The following is a 14,367-nucleotide window of genomic DNA, read 5'->3' on the forward strand; positions in this document are numbered from 1 at the left end:
CAGCTGATTACTTGCAACGGAAGCTTTCAGGCATCGTGACCGTGTAATTGCGCTGCACGCGGTCCTGGAAATTCAGGTTCTGCAAACCCTGCTGTACCAGGAAGGCTTCGACCTTGGCGGCTTGGCAATCGTCGTTATAGGACGACGCCCTTAGCAGGTAGACAGCGCGCCTGCTCACTTCATCACGAGCGGTGACCCGGAAGGTGGTGAGCGTGGTGTAGCCGGTGCGCTCCGAGGTCCCGACCGGGCCGTATGAGGTGTTTGGGGTGCTGGTGCAGGTCAACTGGTCGGTCTTTTTCTTGTTCTTCTTGCATTGAGTGGTGGTGCTGTTTGCCACCTGCCCGTATTCGGTGGCGGTATAGCGATACGTCACCTGCTTGCTGTCGACGTCCAGGGTGACGGTCATTTTGATTGGTGCATGGTTCTTGGGCAGCGTGGTGTCGGTGAAGACATTGCGAAAGCCCTGGTCCTGCATGGCGCGGACCATGTCACGCAGGTAGTAGCGAGCATTGAGTGAGTTTTCATCACTGCCGCCAGTGGAGGTCACCAGCACGGTTGCCTGTCGATCGAAGTGATAGTCGGGATCAGGCGTTGCGTTGATCGCTACGTCCAACTGCGTGGCACACCCACTGAGCAGGGCGGTCAGTAGTAACAGGGTGCAAAGCAAGAAGCGGGTCATGAAAAAACCTTACAACTGAGATTTGGGTAAAGGCTGAACGATTGAGTCCAGCCAAAAATAACCCTCAATCGTCCTGCTGCGACATTGTGTCCGTAAATGCGTGAGTCGCATTAAATCGCAGGCAATAAAAAACCCCAAGGAACACATTGTTCCTTGGGGTTTCTCGGTATTTTGGTGCCCAGAGACGGAATCGAACCGCCGACACGGGGATTTTCAATCCCCTGCTCTACCGACTGAGCTATCTGGGCAACGGGGCGCATTAAACGGGTTTTTCAGGGGGGCGTCAAGCAAGTTTTCAAAAAATATTTAATTATTACCGTCGCTTACGTGCAGACCCTGGTTTTTGATCAATTATTGATCAGGTGGGACGTAGCCTTCCGCCTTGGCGTAATCTTCGCCGGAAAAGAACTTGTCCATTTCGCCCTGCAGGTATTTGCGGTCTTCGGCGTTCATCATGTTCAGGCGTTTTTCGTTGATGAGCAGGGTCTGGTGTTTTTGCCAGTCGGCCCAGGCCTGGGCGGAGACGTTATCGTAGATGTCCTGGCCTTTGGCGCCCGGAAAAGGGGCACGCTCCAGGGCTGGCAGTTCTTCTTTGTACTTGCGGCACATGATGGTGCGGGTCATGACGAAACTCCTGCGTTCAATACGTCGGCCGCGCGCTTCAGCAGTTTTTTCACCGGGGCGGCAAGGCCCAGGCGCGGCGGGGTGGCGAGGTTATACCAGAGCCAGTCGGCCTCGGCCACGTGATGGGCGGTTTCCTCGACCTGGACCAGCCAGGGTTCGATGGCCAGCTGGAAGTGGCTGAAAGTGTGGACCAGCCCGGGCAGTTCCTGATGCTTGCCCAGCGCCAGCGCGTGCTGGTTGGCGAGGTGATCCAGGTCTTGCAGGTCGTCCAGCTCCGGCAAGCTCCACAAGCCGCCCCACAAGCCCGTAGACGGGCGACGGTAAAGCAGGATCGCGCCCTCGGCGTTGGCCAGCATGGGCATCAGCGTGCGCTTTTGCGGGATGGTCTTGCGCGGCTTGGGGATCGGGTAGCGTGTTTCCAGGCCCAGCATGTGGGCTTCGCAGCCTTTTTCCAGCGGGCACAGCAGGCAACTGGGTTTGCTGCGGGTGCACAGGGTGGCGCCCATGTCCATCATGGCCTGGGTGTAGGCGTTGACGCGCTCAAAGGGCGTGAAGCGCTCTGCGGTGGCCCACAGCTGCTTGGCCACCTTGGGTTCGCCCGGGTAACCCTCTTGCGCGGTAAAGCGCGCCAGCACGCGTTTGACGTTGCCGTCGAGGATCGGCGCGCGCAGGCCCATGCTCAGGCTGGCAATCGCGCCAGCGGTGGACAGGCCGATGCCCGGCAGCTCGGTGAGCTTTTCCACGTCGCGGGGGAATTCGCCGCCGTGTTCGGCCACCACGATCCTGGCGGTCTTCTGCAGGTTGCGCGCCCGTGTGTAGTAGCCCAGGCCCGTCCACAGGTGCAGCACTTCATCTTCCGGCGCGGCGGCCAGCGCTTCGACCGTCGGCAGGGACGCCATAAACCGGTCAAAGTAATTGAGCACGGTGCTCACCTGGGTCTGTTGCAGCATGATCTCCGACACCCACACCCGGTAAGGGGTGATGCCCTGTTGCCAAGGCAGGTCGTGGCGGCCATGGCGGTCGTACCAGTCCAGCACCGCTTGTGAAAACTGCTCGGTTCTCATCGGTTGAACAAGCCTTTCAATGCGTCTTTGAGCTTGGGGTTAACCTTGTCGAGCTTCTCTTCCAGCTTCTCGTTCAGGCGATTGCCGGCCGCCTTGAGGGCGACCTGGCCCAGCCCGTCCTTGTCCAGGCGGCAGGCCTTGGCGCCAAGCTCAAGCGGGCCTCGGCAGCGCAGGGGCACCTCAATGCCCTGGAAGTTGGCGCCGACCTGGCAGGCTGGGTCCGGCACGTCGCGCTTGTCGCCTTCGACGATGATGCCGACGCGGTAGTCCATGCCCAGCACGCGTAAATCCACATCACCGTTGCCGTTGAGCGTCAGGCCAGGGATGCGTACTTTCAGGTCGGGGTTGCTGGCCACGCCGTTACGGAACGTGAGGTTGCCGCGCAGCTCCTGGAAGGGCGTGTCCTTGCCGCCTGGTGTGGTGCTCAGGGTCTTGCGGTTGAGCAGGGCGATGCCGGTGCACAGTTGCTGCTCGATGTTGGCATTGAGCAGCACACCGTTGTTGATCACGATGCTGGTGGTGCCGTTGAGGCTGTCGATCAGCGCCTTCTGGCTATTGCCACGGCCGCTGAGGTTACTGTCGAGGGTGAGTTGGCCTTTGACCGGCGGGGTTTTCCCTTGGGCCTGCAGGATGCGCTCAACGGGCACCTGCTTGATGTGGCTTTGCAGGGCCAACACTGGCGTGTCCTGGCGCACGTCGAGCGTGCCGTTGGCCTGGAACGTGCCGTTGTAGAGACCGCCGCTAAGGGTGTCGAGCTTGAGTTGCCCGTCAATGCCGGAGGCTTTGAGCACCGCGTTCTGAATGGGCAACTGGCTCAGGGTCAGTTCGCCAAAGGCCAGGTCTGCATTCACGTCCAGGCTGCGCAGGCGCGTCAGCGGCAGCAGCTTGTCGTTGCTCCAGGCACCTTTGGTCGGCGCCTCCGGCAATGGCGTGTTGCCGCCTGCCGCCATGGCGCCGGCTTCGCTGCTCTGTACTTCGGCCTGGCGTGCGGCGGTTGCGCCTTTGGCGGCTTCGGATTTGGCCGGCAGGTAATTGTCGGCATTGAAGGTATCGCCCTTGAGCTGCACACGCAGTGACTGCTTGGCGAAATCATCCACAGCGACGCGGCCGGTGAAGGTGCTGGCATCGAGCTTCAGGTTCAAGTCTTCCAGGGCGACGCTGGTGGGCGTGCCCTTGAGGCGGCTCACCAGTTCGACCTTGCTCAGGCTGCCTGGAGCCATGGCAGGCAGTGGGTGGCCGACGCTCTCAAGAAACTTGGCCAGGTCAAACTGGGCAACCGACAGGGCGCCGCTGATCTGCGGGGTTTTGTCCAGGTCATTGGCCTTCAGTTCGCCCAGGGCGCGCAGTTGGTTGGCCGCCAGTTTCAGGTTGGTCCATTCGGCGACGTTGGCCGCCAGGTCCACCAGCAGTTGGCCCTGGGTGGAGAAGCTCACGGTCTTGCCTTGCAACGGCTCACCGGTGGCTTCGCCACTCAAGCGCATGTCTTCGAACTGATAACGCTTGAGCGCGCGCTGGATGCGCAAGTTGCCGTTCAGCTCAGTCTTGACCCGCATCAGCGGCTGGTTGCTGCCCAGGAATGCGGTGAGTTTCAGCGGGATGCTGGCGCCTTCGTGGATGGCACCGGCACTCAACTGGATACTTTCGGCACTCAATTGCTTGCCGGTCTGTTCATCGGTGTATTCGACGCGGGCGTTGTTGATGGTCAGGCTGTCGATGTCCAGGCGGATCGGCTGCGGCGGTTTTTCCGGCTTGGTTTCAGCCACCGGTTCGACCGGCGCGGGAGCGGGGGCACCGGCGGTTTCGTCGGGCAGGTTCTTGCCGATGTCTTCCCAGTTGCCGTGACCTTGTTTGTCGCGGTTCAGGCGCAGGTTCAAGCCCTCGACACGCACATCGCTCATTTGTACTTCGCGGCGCAGCAGTGGCAGTACGCGCACCGAGAGGCCGAGCATCTGCAAGTCGGCAAACGGTTGAGTCGGTGCGGTCAGGGTCGCGACACTGGCTTCATGAAGCTCCAGGCCGAGCCAGGGGAACAGGCTCCAGCCGATATCGCCATTGAGCGTCAGCTCGATGTGGGCCTTGTCGCGGGCTATCTGGCGAATTTCTTCTTTGTAGTCGTTGGGATCGAAAAGGTGGGTCAGGGCAAAGCCGAGCGCCACAATGATCAGCAACAGCCCGAGAAGTACCAGACCCAGGATTTTGCCGAACGCTTTCATGGGCGAGTCCTTGTATGTCGATTTCAAAATTTAGCCGCAGAGTATAACGCCCGAAGGCCGGCGTCAGTTCACGGATCGTTACATTGTATCCACCGGTGCGGAAATGGGATTTTGACGTCAAGAAAATACAGATAATCGAAAAAAGGTAGTGGCAGTTTGATTTTTCCGTCATCCACTGGTGCTAATCTCTGCACGTTCGTCCGCCTTCTGCGACTTAACGTCGCGCCTAAAAGGGAGCTTCACTCAACAAAACGGCCACGCTTTGCGTGCAAGGCCGAGGGAGAGAGCGCCTGACGGACGCATACCAATAACTGGGGGAAACACCAATGAGCACTAGCACTGTGGCCGGCACTGCCGCCGCACAGCCTGCGTTCCTGTCCAAGGAGCGCATCATCGCCAAGCCGGGCTTCAACCGCTGGCTGGTTCCACCGGCCGCACTGGCCATCCACTTGTGCATCGGCATGGCCTACGGCTTCTCGGTGTTCTGGCTGCCCTTGTCCAAGGCGCTGGGTATCACCGCGCCGGTAGCCTGCGCGCCGGACATGAGCTTTATCGCCCAAGTCTTTTCGTCCCAATGCGACTGGCCCATCTCCATGTTGGGCTGGATCTACACCCTGTTCTTCATCTTCCTGGGTTGCTCCGCAGCGATCTGGGGCGGTTGGCTGGAACACGCCGGGCCGCGTAAGGCTGGTGTTGTCTCGGCGCTGTGCTGGTGTGGTGGCCTGCTGATCTCGGCCTTGGGTATCTATACCCACCAGATCTGGCTGATGTGGATCGGCTCCGGGGTCATTGGCGGTATTGGCCTGGGCCTGGGCTATATCTCGCCCGTTTCGACCTTGATCAAGTGGTTCCCGGACAAGCGCGGCATGGCGACCGGCATGGCGATCATGGGCTTTGGCGGCGGCGCGATGGTGGGTGCACCTTTGGCTGCGGCGCTGATGGGCCATTTCTCTTCACCAACCAGCGTCGGTGTATGGCAGAGCTTTGTGGTCATGGCGGCGATTTACTTCGTGTTCATGATCGGTGGCGCACTGCTGTATCGCGTGCCGCCAACCGGCTGGAAGCCTGAGGGTTGGACTGCTCCGGCGAAAAAAGCCAGCAATGCGATGATCACTCACCGCCATGTGCATGTGAATGTCGCGTGGAAAACCCCGCAGTTCCGCCTGGTATGGCTGGTGCTGTGCCTGAACGTGTCGGCCGGTATCGGTATTCTGGGCATGGCTTCGCCGCTGCTACAGGAAGTATTTGGCGGCAAACTCCTGGGCGTCGATGTGCCATTTGGTCAATTGGATGCGGGCCAGTTGGCCTCCATTGCAGCCATTGCCGCTGGTTTTACCGGCCTGTTGAGCCTGTTCAACATCGGTGGACGGTTCTTCTGGGCGTCGTTCTCCGACTACCTGGGGCGTAAAAACACCTATTTTGTGTTCTTCGCACTGGGCTTTGCCCTCTATGCGTTGATCCCGAACCTGGGGCACCTGGGTAACGTGGCGCTGTTCGTGGCTGCGTTCTGCATCATCCTGTCGATGTACGGCGGTGGTTTTGCCACGGTTCCGGCCTACCTGGCGGACCTGTTCGGCACTCAGATGGTTGGCGCGATCCACGGTCGCCTGTTGACCGCCTGGGCCGCTGCGGGCGTGTTGGGCCCGGTGTTGGTGAACTACCTGCGTGAATACCAGTTGAGCATCGGCGTTGAACGCGCCGCGGCCTACGACATCACCTTGTACATCCTGGCCGGCCTGCTGGTGCTGGGCTTCATCTGCAACCTGCTGGTGCGCCCGGTGGCCGACAAGTACTTCATGACCGACGCCGAACTGGCCGCCGAGCAGGCGCTGGGCCATGACAAAGGTGCTGATGCGAGCACCGTGCTGGAGTGGAAGGCCTCCGCCGCCAGCAAGCCGCTGGCGATTGCCGCGTGGCTGGTAGTGGGTATTCCGTTGGCGTGGGGTGTGTGGGTGACCTTGCAGAAGACGGCGGTACTGTTCCACTGACCCCGCAATAAGGGTGGGCCCGGCTCCTGTGGGGCCGGGCTTGTGTGGGAGCTGGCTTGCCTGCGATAGCATCACTGCGGTGCAACTGATACCCCGAGGTGTCTGCATCGCAGGCAAGCCAGCTCCCACATAAGCCCATGCTCACATGTATGCACATGTCTATCCCCGACATTCCTCGCTCCAACTCGTCAGTCTTATCCCCTTCGTTGTTTCTGTTTAGCGCCTGCGCCCCTATAATGGCTGCCTTTTTCGCCCAATGATTTTGCGGAGCTGGTGATGGCCGAACGTAAGGCATCTGTCGAGCGCGACACTCTGGAAACCCAGATCAAAGCCTCGATCAACCTGGATGGCACCGGAAAGGCCCGATTTGATATCGGTGTACCTTTTCTTGAGCACATGCTGGACCAGATCGCCCGTCACGGGCTGATCGACCTGGATATCGTCGGCAAAGGCGACCTGCATATCGACGACCACCACATGGTGGAAGACGTGGGCATCACCCTCGGCCAGGCGTTTGCCAAGGCCATCGGCGACAAAAAAGGCATCCGTCGCTACGGCCATGCCTATGTCCCGTTGGATGAGGCGCTGTCCCGTGTGGTCATCGACTTCTCCGGTCGCCCGGGTTTGCAGATGCACGTGCCGTACACCCGCGCTAACGTGGGCCGTGGCTTTGACGTCGACCTGTTCCAGGAATTCTTCCAGGGCTTTGTCAACCACGCACTGGTCAGCCTGCACATCGACAACCTGCGCGGCACCAACACTCACCACCAGATCGAAACCGTGTTCAAGGCTTTCGGCCGCGCACTGCGCATGGCCGTGGAAGTCGATGAGCGCATGGGCGGGCAAATGCCGTCGACCAAGGGCGTCCTGTAATGCAGACGGTCGCGGTTATCGATTACGGCATGGGTAACCTGCACTCGGTGGCCAAGGCCCTTGAGCATGTAGGCGCTGGCAAGGTGCTGATCACCAGCGATGCCAACGTGATTCGCGAAGCCGACCGTGTGGTGTTCCCCGGCGTCGGCGCGATTCGCGATTGCATGGCCGAGATCCGTCGCCTGGGCTTTGATAGCCTGGTGCGCGAAGTCAGCCAGGACCGCCCCTTCCTCGGTATCTGCGTGGGCATGCAAGCCTTGCTCGACAGCAGTGAAGAGAACGGCGGAGTCGACTGCATCGGCCTGTTTCCGGGCCAGGTGAAGTTCTTCGGCAAAGACCTGCATGAAGAGGGCGAGCACCTCAAAGTCCCGCACATGGGCTGGAACGAAGTGCGCCGCACCGTCGACCACCCGCTGTGGCACGACATCCCGGACATGGCGCGTTTCTACTTCGTGCACAGCTACTACATCGCCGCCGGTAACCCGCGCCAGGTGGTGGGTGGCGGGCATTACGGCGTCGATTTTGCCGCCGCGCTGGCCGATGGTTCGCGCTTTGCCGTGCAGTTTCACCCGGAGAAGAGCCATACCCATGGCCTGCAATTGCTGCAGAACTTCGCCACGTGGGATGGTCGCTGGTAAATGGCCAGGAAACCGAAGCAGCCGATCTTGAACCTCACGCCCGAGCAGGAGCGTGAGGCTACCGACAAGATCAAGCGTTTCATGGAGGACCGCTTCGAGCTCAAGCTGGGCTCGTTCGAGGTCGCCGAAATTCTTGAGCTGTTCACCACCGAAGTGGCGCCGCATTATTACAACAGGGCGATTTTCGACACGCAGACGCTCCTTAAAGAAAGGTTCGAAAGCATCGAAAGCGACTTGTGGTCGCTTGAGAAACCCTGATTTCCCAAGCATTGCTGAATATCGAATAAGGTTTGCCAGATGCTGATTATCCCCGCTATCGATCTCAAGGACGGCGCTTGTGTCCGCCTGCGCCAAGGCCGCATGGAAGATTCCACCGTGTTCTCCGATGACCCGGTGAGCATGGCTGCCAAATGGGTAGAAGGGGGCTGCCGTCGTCTGCATCTGGTGGACCTGAACGGCGCCTTCGAAGGCCAGCCGGTCAATGGCGAGGTGGTCACCGCCATCGCCAAGCGCTACCCGACCCTGCCGATCCAGATCGGCGGCGGTATCCGCTCCCTGGAAACCATCGAGCACTACGTGAAAGCGGGCGTGAGCTACGTGATCATCGGCACCAAGGCCGTGAAAGACCCAGCCTTCGTCGCCGAAGCTTGCCGCGCGTTCCCTGGCAAGGTGATCGTCGGCCTGGATGCCAAGGACGGCTTCGTCGCCACCGACGGCTGGGCTGAAATCAGCACCGTGCAAGTGATCGACCTGGCCAAGCAGTTCGAAGCCGACGGCGTGTCCGCCATCGTTTATACCGACATCGCCAAAGACGGCATGATGCAGGGCTGCAACGTACCTTTCACCGCAGCCCTGGCAGCGGCCACCAAGATTCCGGTGATCGCTTCCGGCGGCATCCACAACCTGGGCGACATCAAGTCGCTGCTGGACGCCAAGGCGCCTGGGATCATCGGCGCCATCACCGGCCGTGCGATCTATGAAGGCACTCTGGACGTCGCCGAAGCCCAGGCTTACTGCGACGCCTACAACGGCTGAGGACTGACCATGGCGCTGGCCAAACGCATCATCCCTTGCCTGGACGTCGACAACGGTCGCGTGGTCAAGGGCGTCAAGTTCGAGAACATCCGTGACGCCGGCGACCCGGTGGAAATTGCCCGTCGATACGATGAGCAAGGTGCCGATGAGATTACCTTTCTCGACATCACCGCCAGCGTCGATGGCCGTGATACCACGCTGCATACCGTCGAGCGCATGGCCAGCCAGGTGTTTATCCCGCTGACCGTGGGTGGCGGCGTGCGCACCGTGCAAGACATCCGCAACCTGCTCAATGCCGGTGCGGACAAGGTCTCGATCAACACCGCCGCCGTGTTCAACCCCGAGTTTGTCGGCGAAGCCGCACAACACTTCGGCTCGCAATGTATCGTGGTGGCTATCGACGCCAAGAAGGTCTCCGGCCCGGGCGAAACCCCGCGCTGGGAGATCTTCACCCACGGCGGGCGCAAGCCTACCGGGCTGGACGCGGTGGAGTGGGCGATGAAGATGGAAGGCCTGGGCGCCGGTGAGATCCTGCTGACCAGCATGGACCAGGACGGCATGAAAAACGGCTTCGACCTGGGCGTCACCCGCGCCATCAGCGATGCCCTGGGCATTCCAGTGATCGCGTCGGGTGGGGTTGGCAACCTGCAACACCTGGCCGATGGCGTGCTTGAAGGCCACGCCAGCGCGGTGCTGGCGGCGAGTATTTTCCACTTTGGCGAATACACCGTGCCCGAGGCCAAGGCCTACATGGCGGCGCGCGGTATCGTCGTGCGCTAAACGCTGCTGGACACCATGGCAGGCTCGCGGCACTCTCTGCGCTTGCCATGGATTCCGGTAGCCTTCATGTTCAAACACCTGCTGCTCGCCCTTGCCAGTTCCTCCATGCTCATGGTGGCTACGGCACACGCCGAACAACCGTCTGACGCCTCCCTGGTGTTGCTGACGGAAAATTTTCCGCCCTACAACATGGCGAAAAACGGCAAGAACTTCGCCAAGGACGAGAACATCGAAGGCATCGCCGTGGACATCGTGCGCGAAACCTTCAAGCGCGCTGGCATTTCCTACAACCTCACTCTGCGTTTTCCTTGGGAGCGAATCTACAAGCTCGCCCTGGAACAGCCAGGTTACGGCGTGTTTGTGATGGCGCGGTTGCCAGATCGTGAAGCCTTGTTCAAATGGGTCGGCCCTATCGGCCCGGACGATTGGGTGTTGCTGGCCAAGGCAGACAGCAAGATCGAGTTGGAAAATCTGGAGCAAGCGCGCCGCTACAAGATTGGCGCCTACAAAGGCGATGCCATTGCCGAAAGCCTGGACAAGCAGGGGCTCAAGCCGATAGTCGCCCTGCGTGACCAGGATAATGCGCAAAAGCTTATGGAAGGCCAGATCGACCTGTGGGCCACTGGCGATCCTGCTGGGCGTTACCTGGCGCGGCAGGTGGGAGTGAACGGGCTCAAGACGGTATTGCGCTTCAACAGTGCGCAGCTTTACCTGGCGTTGAACAAAGACGTGCCGGATGAGCTGGTGGCCAGGCTCCAGGCCGCATTGGATGAGTTACGCAACAGCGGCCGTATAGACGAAATCATGGCGCAATATCTGTAAGTGAGCTGTTGTGGCGAGGGAGCTTGCTCCCGCTGGGCTGCGTAGCGGCCCTAAAATCGTGGGAGCGCTTCGCACTCCAGCGGGAGCAAGCTCCCTCGCCACAGTGACTGTCAGCGATAGATGCCGTTTTTGCCGTGGGCACTCATCGCCCGATTACTGCGCACGCTGATCATCAACTTGATATCGATCCACTCCACGCCCTGCGCCTTGAGCTTGGGCAACTCGCGCTCCAGCACCGCCAGCGTCTGTGGGTAAGGGTGCCCTATCATCACCGCCGAGCCCTGCTTGTGCGCCAGTTTGATCGCGGTCTGCAGTTGCGTGGTAATCGCCGCCTCGGTGCGTTCGTCATCGAGAAATACATCCCGCGACACATGGGCCAAACCGATCTTCTGCGCCTCGGCGGCGGCGACGGTTTGCGCACTGGTGCGGCTGTCGACGAAGAACTTGTGGCGCCGTTGCAGCTCACCCATCAGCCAAGTCATCGCTACCGGTTGTGCGGTCATGCGGCTGCCCATGTGGTTGTTGATACCGGCGGTGTAGGGCACGGCTTCAAATGCCGCGTCCAGGCGCTTGCCCAGTTCTTCGATGGACAGCTCCGGGTGCCAGGCGAAGGGGCCGGTGGCTGGGTCCATGGGCATGTGCAGGATCACGATCTTGCCAGCCTTGTGGGCCTCACGGGCAAATTCGGTGGCGTGGGGCGTGTCCGGCATGATGGCGGCGGTCACCGGGCCGGGTAGCGCAAGTACACGACGATCCCGAGGCAGGTTTTGCCCCAGGTCGTCGATGATAAGCGTCAGGTAGGCTTTGTGCGCTTCGCTGGCAGTGGCCGCTTGAGCGACCCCTGCCAGGCTGCACAGCACAGCGATGATCAGGGCAAGACGCATGATCAACGGCTGCGGGTGATGCTCAAGCCCTTGAGCAGGCTGAGCGCCTGGGCCAGTTGGTAGTCATCGTCCTGCGGCATCGGCTTGGCCTTGGCGCGGCTACCGGTTGGCTGGTCGGCACCGCCGTTGCCATTGCCCAGGTGGCCTTGCAGGTCGGCCTCTTTGTAGTATTCGCCATCGATCTCGTTGGTGATCTTGGCGCGGCGTACTTCGATGTCCGGCACAATGCCCTGGGCCTGGATCGAGCGGCCGTTCGGCGTGTAATACAGCGCCGTGGTGATCTTCAGTGCACGGTCGTTGTTCAGCGGCAATACGGTCTGCACCGAGCCTTTGCCGAAGCTGGTGGTGCCCATCAGCACGCCGCGCTTGAGGTCTTGCAGGGCGCCGGCGACGATTTCCGAGGCCGAGGCGCTGCCGCCGTTGATCAATACCGCCAGTGGCACGTTCTCGCTGAGGTCGTTGCCAGTGGCCGAGAAGCGCAACTCGGAGTTGGCGATACGGCCCTTGGTGTAGACGATCAGGCCCTTGGTGACGAAGTGGTCGACCACCTCGACCGCCGACTGCAACACGCCGCCTGGGTTGTTGCGCAGGTCAAGCACGATGCCGTTGAGCTTCTTGCCGTTGTCCTTGCGCAGCTTGGCCAGGGCCTTGGCCACTTCGTCGCCGGTCTTGACCTGGAACTGGGTGATACGGATGTAGCCGTAGCCCGACTCCAGCAACTGGCTTTTCACGCTCTTGACCGTGATGGTCGCACGGGCCAGGGTCACGTCAAACGGGTTGCCGCCGTCGCGTACCAGGGTCAGGGTGATCTTCTGGCCGAGCTTGCCGCGCATCTTGTCGACGGCTTCGGTCATGGTCTGGCCACGGGTCGGCTGGCCGTTGATCTTCACGATCAGGTCGCCGGCCTGGATGCCGGCCTTGGACGCCGGGGTGTCGTCAATAGGCGAGACCACTTTGATCTGGCCGTCTTCGGAGCCCACTTCGATGCCCAGGCCGCCGAACTCACCGCTGGTGCTTTCCTGCAGCTCGGCGAAATCTTCCGGGCCCAGGTAGGCGGAGTGCGGGTCGAGGTTGCTGAGCATGCCCTTGATGGCATTTTCCAGCAGGGCCTTGTCGTCTACGGGTTCGACATACGCTGCCTTGATCCGGTCCATGACCTCGGCAAAGGTGCGCAGCTCGTCCAGCGGCAATGGCGCCTTGGTCGTCGCAGCCATGGCAGGTGCAGCCGGTGCGGCCTGGTCGGCAAAAGCCAGAGGCGCGCCGATCACCAGGGCGATCGTCAGGGCCAGCGAAGTGAGGCGGGACAAATGCAGCATGTCGAACGAACTCCTAATGTAGATGCGACCCTATCCTTGGGACCGGCACCATTGTGCAGGGTCGCTCGGGCGGCCCTGCTGACGAATAGCGAAGTACAGCGCCGGGGTGTCCTGGCCGCCACTGTTACCGACAGTGGAGATGGATTCACCGGCTTTTACAACATCACCTGCCGACTTGAGTAATGTCTGATTGTGGCCGTAAAGGCTCAAATAGCCATTGCCGTGGTCAAGAATCACCAGCAAGCCGGCGCCCCGCAACCAATCGGCGAACACCACGCGCCCACCGTGCACCGCGTGGACCTGGCTGCCGGCAGAGGCGCTGATCATCACGCCATCCCACTTGGCGCGGGTGTCATCGCCACGGGTTTCCCCAAAGCGTGCCAGTAATCGACCATCAACCGGCCATGGAAGTTTGCCTCGTGCGGAAGCAAAAGGGCCGCCGAACGACTCGCCGCTGCTGGAAACCAACGGGCCAGGCGCTGCACGCGCCGGTTTGCGCGGGGCCGGAGCGTCGGTGGTGGCAGCCAGTTCGGCCTCACGCTGACGCTTTTTTTCGGCTTCCTGCTGGGCGATCAGCGCTTTTTGCCGCGCTTCTTCGGCCTCGCGTGCCTGGCGGGCCAGGGTTTCTTCAATGGTCTTGAGGACTTTGGCCAGGTCGGCCTGGTCTTGCTCGCGGGCCTGCAACTTGGCGTCGCGGGCTTTTACGTCGCTGTTGAGCTTGGCCAGGGCCTGCTGGCGTTCCTTGCGTACTTTATCGAGCTGGTCGCGCTGGGTGTCGAGGGCGGTTTTCTGGTCGAGCAGCTGCGATTGCTGGTCAGCGATTTCCTGCTCGACATTGGCCAATTGGCGCAGGGTTTCGTTAAACCCCTTCAATTGCGCCAGGCGCGCCTGGCTCAGGTAGTCGTAATAGGTGAGGGTACGGGCGAATTTTTCCGGGTTCTGCTGGTTGAGCAGCAGCTTGAGGTACTCCTGGCGGCCGCTCTGGTACGCGGCACGGGCCTGGATCGCGATCAGGCGTTGCTGTTCAACGCGTGCGCTCTGGAGTTTTTTTTTCTCAGCGTCGAGTCGCTCCAGTTCCGACTCGCTCTTCTTTAGTTCTTTTTGCAGCTCCTGGACCTGCTTCTCCAGCTTGCCCATTTCGGTTTCCGTGCCGCGCAGGTCTTTCTGCACCCCGGATTTTTCTTCCTGGAGCTTGCCGAGCAGCTTTTTCAGCTCGGTAATGTCCTGACGCGTAGCGTCCAACTGTTGTTGGGTTTGTGCGCGCTCATCGGCAAACGCCGGTTGGAGCAGGCAGACAAGAGCAAGGGTTATCAAGGCGCGAAGCATAGAGGCGGGCGACACCAGGGGAAAAGGACGGCCTAGTATGCCCGCCAAGCGCTGCAAAAAAAACGCCCAATTGGGGCTGGTGGGCAAGATAGGTGCCGAGTGGTGCTGGTATGGCGAAAAGACAT

14 protein-coding genes and 1 tRNA gene are annotated in these 14,367 nt (G+C 60.9%); 7 read left to right on the forward strand and 8 right to left on the reverse strand.

The features are described from left to right. Positions 1 to 7: 7 nt before the first annotated feature. The 5 genes from CLM72_RS01585 to CLM72_RS01605 form a co-directional block, all read right to left on the reverse strand. Positions 8 to 679, reverse strand: a complete 672-nt coding sequence (locus CLM72_RS01585) for a hypothetical protein (protein WP_105225438.1) — start codon at positions 677 to 679, stop codon at positions 8 to 10. A gap of 172 nt (positions 680 to 851) precedes the next feature. Continuing rightward, positions 852 to 927, reverse strand: a tRNA-Phe gene (locus tag CLM72_RS01590). Positions 928 to 1,030: 103 nt separating this feature from the next. Continuing rightward, positions 1,031 to 1,303: an oxidative damage protection protein gene (locus CLM72_RS01595; protein WP_105225439.1), complete on the reverse strand. Its 273-nt coding sequence runs from the start codon at positions 1,301 to 1,303 to the stop codon at positions 1,031 to 1,033. Further along, positions 1,300 to 2,367: an A/G-specific adenine glycosylase gene (gene mutY / locus CLM72_RS01600; RefSeq protein WP_054897554.1), complete on the reverse strand. Its 1,068-nt coding sequence runs from the start codon at positions 2,365 to 2,367 to the stop codon at positions 1,300 to 1,302. The genes CLM72_RS01595 and mutY overlap by 4 nt, the downstream gene beginning before the upstream one ends. Next, positions 2,364 to 4,580, reverse strand: coding sequence for an AsmA family protein (locus CLM72_RS01605; protein ID WP_105225440.1), 2,217 nt, complete (start codon positions 4,578 to 4,580; stop codon positions 2,364 to 2,366). Before CLM72_RS01605 ends, mutY begins: the two co-directional genes overlap by 4 nt. Before the next feature lie 326 nt (positions 4,581 to 4,906). Between CLM72_RS01605 and CLM72_RS01610 the strand changes: the two genes are divergently transcribed. The 7 genes from CLM72_RS01610 to CLM72_RS01640 all read left to right on the forward strand — a co-directional run bounded on the left by CLM72_RS01610 (position 4,907) and on the right by CLM72_RS01640 (position 10,716). Continuing rightward, the gene (locus CLM72_RS01610) at positions 4,907 to 6,568 is read left to right on the forward strand and encodes an OFA family MFS transporter (RefSeq protein ID WP_005783912.1); all 1,662 of its coding nucleotides are present in this window, start codon (positions 4,907 to 4,909) and stop codon (positions 6,566 to 6,568) included. A 276-nt stretch (positions 6,569 to 6,844) separates the two neighbouring features. Continuing rightward, positions 6,845 to 7,441 carry an imidazoleglycerol-phosphate dehydratase HisB gene (hisB, locus tag CLM72_RS01615; RefSeq protein WP_003187781.1) on the forward strand — a complete coding sequence of 199 codons (597 nt, stop codon included), beginning with the start codon at positions 6,845 to 6,847 and terminating at the stop codon, positions 7,439 to 7,441. Further along, the gene (hisH, locus tag CLM72_RS01620) at positions 7,441 to 8,079 is read left to right on the forward strand and encodes an imidazole glycerol phosphate synthase subunit HisH (RefSeq protein WP_105225441.1); all 639 of its coding nucleotides are present in this window, start codon (positions 7,441 to 7,443) and stop codon (positions 8,077 to 8,079) included. The genes hisB and hisH overlap by 1 nt, the downstream gene beginning before the upstream one ends. After that, the gene (locus CLM72_RS01625; protein WP_024072885.1) at positions 8,080 to 8,337 is read left to right on the forward strand and encodes a DUF2164 domain-containing protein; all 258 of its coding nucleotides are present in this window, start codon (positions 8,080 to 8,082) and stop codon (positions 8,335 to 8,337) included. It abuts the gene before it with no gap. A gap of 39 nt (positions 8,338 to 8,376) precedes the next feature. Next, complete coding sequence (gene hisA / locus CLM72_RS01630) at positions 8,377 to 9,114, forward strand: 1-(5-phosphoribosyl)-5-[(5-phosphoribosylamino)methylideneamino]imidazole-4-carboxamide isomerase (RefSeq protein ID WP_032894030.1); 738 nt, start codon at positions 8,377 to 8,379, stop codon at positions 9,112 to 9,114. A gap of 9 nt (positions 9,115 to 9,123) precedes the next feature. After that, positions 9,124 to 9,894 carry an imidazole glycerol phosphate synthase subunit HisF gene (hisF, locus tag CLM72_RS01635; RefSeq protein ID WP_003187786.1) on the forward strand — a complete coding sequence of 257 codons (771 nt, stop codon included), beginning with the start codon at positions 9,124 to 9,126 and terminating at the stop codon, positions 9,892 to 9,894. Positions 9,895 to 9,960: 66 nt separating this feature from the next. Further along, positions 9,961 to 10,716 (forward strand): ABC transporter substrate-binding protein, encoded by a 756-nt coding sequence (locus CLM72_RS01640; RefSeq protein ID WP_105225442.1) that lies wholly within the window; start codon positions 9,961 to 9,963, stop codon positions 10,714 to 10,716. A 110-nt stretch (positions 10,717 to 10,826) separates the two neighbouring features. Here the strand turns inward: CLM72_RS01640 and CLM72_RS01645 are convergent, their stop codons facing one another. The 3 genes from CLM72_RS01645 to CLM72_RS01655 are packed head-to-tail and all read right to left on the reverse strand — an operon-like array spanning position 10,827 to position 14,242. Continuing rightward, a complete protein-coding gene (locus tag CLM72_RS01645) occupies positions 10,827 to 11,600 on the reverse strand; it encodes a divergent polysaccharide deacetylase family protein (RefSeq protein WP_105225443.1) in 774 nt (257 codons plus the stop codon). A 2-nt stretch (positions 11,601 to 11,602) separates the two neighbouring features. Then, positions 11,603 to 12,916, reverse strand: coding sequence for a S41 family peptidase (locus CLM72_RS01650; protein WP_034125537.1), 1,314 nt, complete (start codon positions 12,914 to 12,916; stop codon positions 11,603 to 11,605). 30 nt (positions 12,917 to 12,946) lie between these two features. Then, positions 12,947 to 14,242, reverse strand: a complete 1,296-nt coding sequence (locus CLM72_RS01655; RefSeq protein WP_003187792.1) for a murein hydrolase activator EnvC — start codon at positions 14,240 to 14,242, stop codon at positions 12,947 to 12,949. Between the last annotated feature and the right edge of the window lie 125 nt (positions 14,243 to 14,367).

Source organism: Pseudomonas sp. MYb193 (assembly GCF_002966775.1).
Taxonomy (GTDB): Bacteria; Pseudomonadota; Gammaproteobacteria; order Pseudomonadales; family Pseudomonadaceae; genus Aquipseudomonas; species Aquipseudomonas paracarnis.

Coding starts and splice junctions, on each gene's coding strand:
- CLM72_RS01585 (WP_105225438.1), bottom strand. CDS start 679: ATGACCCGCTTCTTGCTTTGCACCCTGTTACTACTGACCGCCCTGCTC.
- CLM72_RS01595 (WP_105225439.1), bottom strand. CDS start 1,303: ATGACCCGCACCATCATGTGCCGCAAGTACAAAGAAGAACTGCCAGCC.
- mutY (WP_054897554.1), bottom strand. CDS start 2,367: ATGAGAACCGAGCAGTTTTCACAAGCGGTGCTGGACTGGTACGACCGC.
- CLM72_RS01605 (WP_105225440.1), bottom strand. CDS start 4,580: ATGAAAGCGTTCGGCAAAATCCTGGGTCTGGTACTTCTCGGGCTGTTG.
- CLM72_RS01610 (WP_005783912.1), top strand. CDS start 4,907: ATGAGCACTAGCACTGTGGCCGGCACTGCCGCCGCACAGCCTGCGTTC.
- hisB (WP_003187781.1), top strand. CDS start 6,845: ATGGCCGAACGTAAGGCATCTGTCGAGCGCGACACTCTGGAAACCCAG.
- hisH (WP_105225441.1), top strand. CDS start 7,441: ATGCAGACGGTCGCGGTTATCGATTACGGCATGGGTAACCTGCACTCG.
- CLM72_RS01625 (WP_024072885.1), top strand. CDS start 8,080: ATGGCCAGGAAACCGAAGCAGCCGATCTTGAACCTCACGCCCGAGCAG.
- hisA (WP_032894030.1), top strand. CDS start 8,377: ATGCTGATTATCCCCGCTATCGATCTCAAGGACGGCGCTTGTGTCCGC.
- hisF (WP_003187786.1), top strand. CDS start 9,124: ATGGCGCTGGCCAAACGCATCATCCCTTGCCTGGACGTCGACAACGGT.
- CLM72_RS01640 (WP_105225442.1), top strand. CDS start 9,961: ATGTTCAAACACCTGCTGCTCGCCCTTGCCAGTTCCTCCATGCTCATG.
- CLM72_RS01645 (WP_105225443.1), bottom strand. CDS start 11,600: ATGCGTCTTGCCCTGATCATCGCTGTGCTGTGCAGCCTGGCAGGGGTC.
- CLM72_RS01650 (WP_034125537.1), bottom strand. CDS start 12,916: ATGCTGCATTTGTCCCGCCTCACTTCGCTGGCCCTGACGATCGCCCTG.
- CLM72_RS01655 (WP_003187792.1), bottom strand. CDS start 14,242: ATGCTTCGCGCCTTGATAACCCTTGCTCTTGTCTGCCTGCTCCAACCG.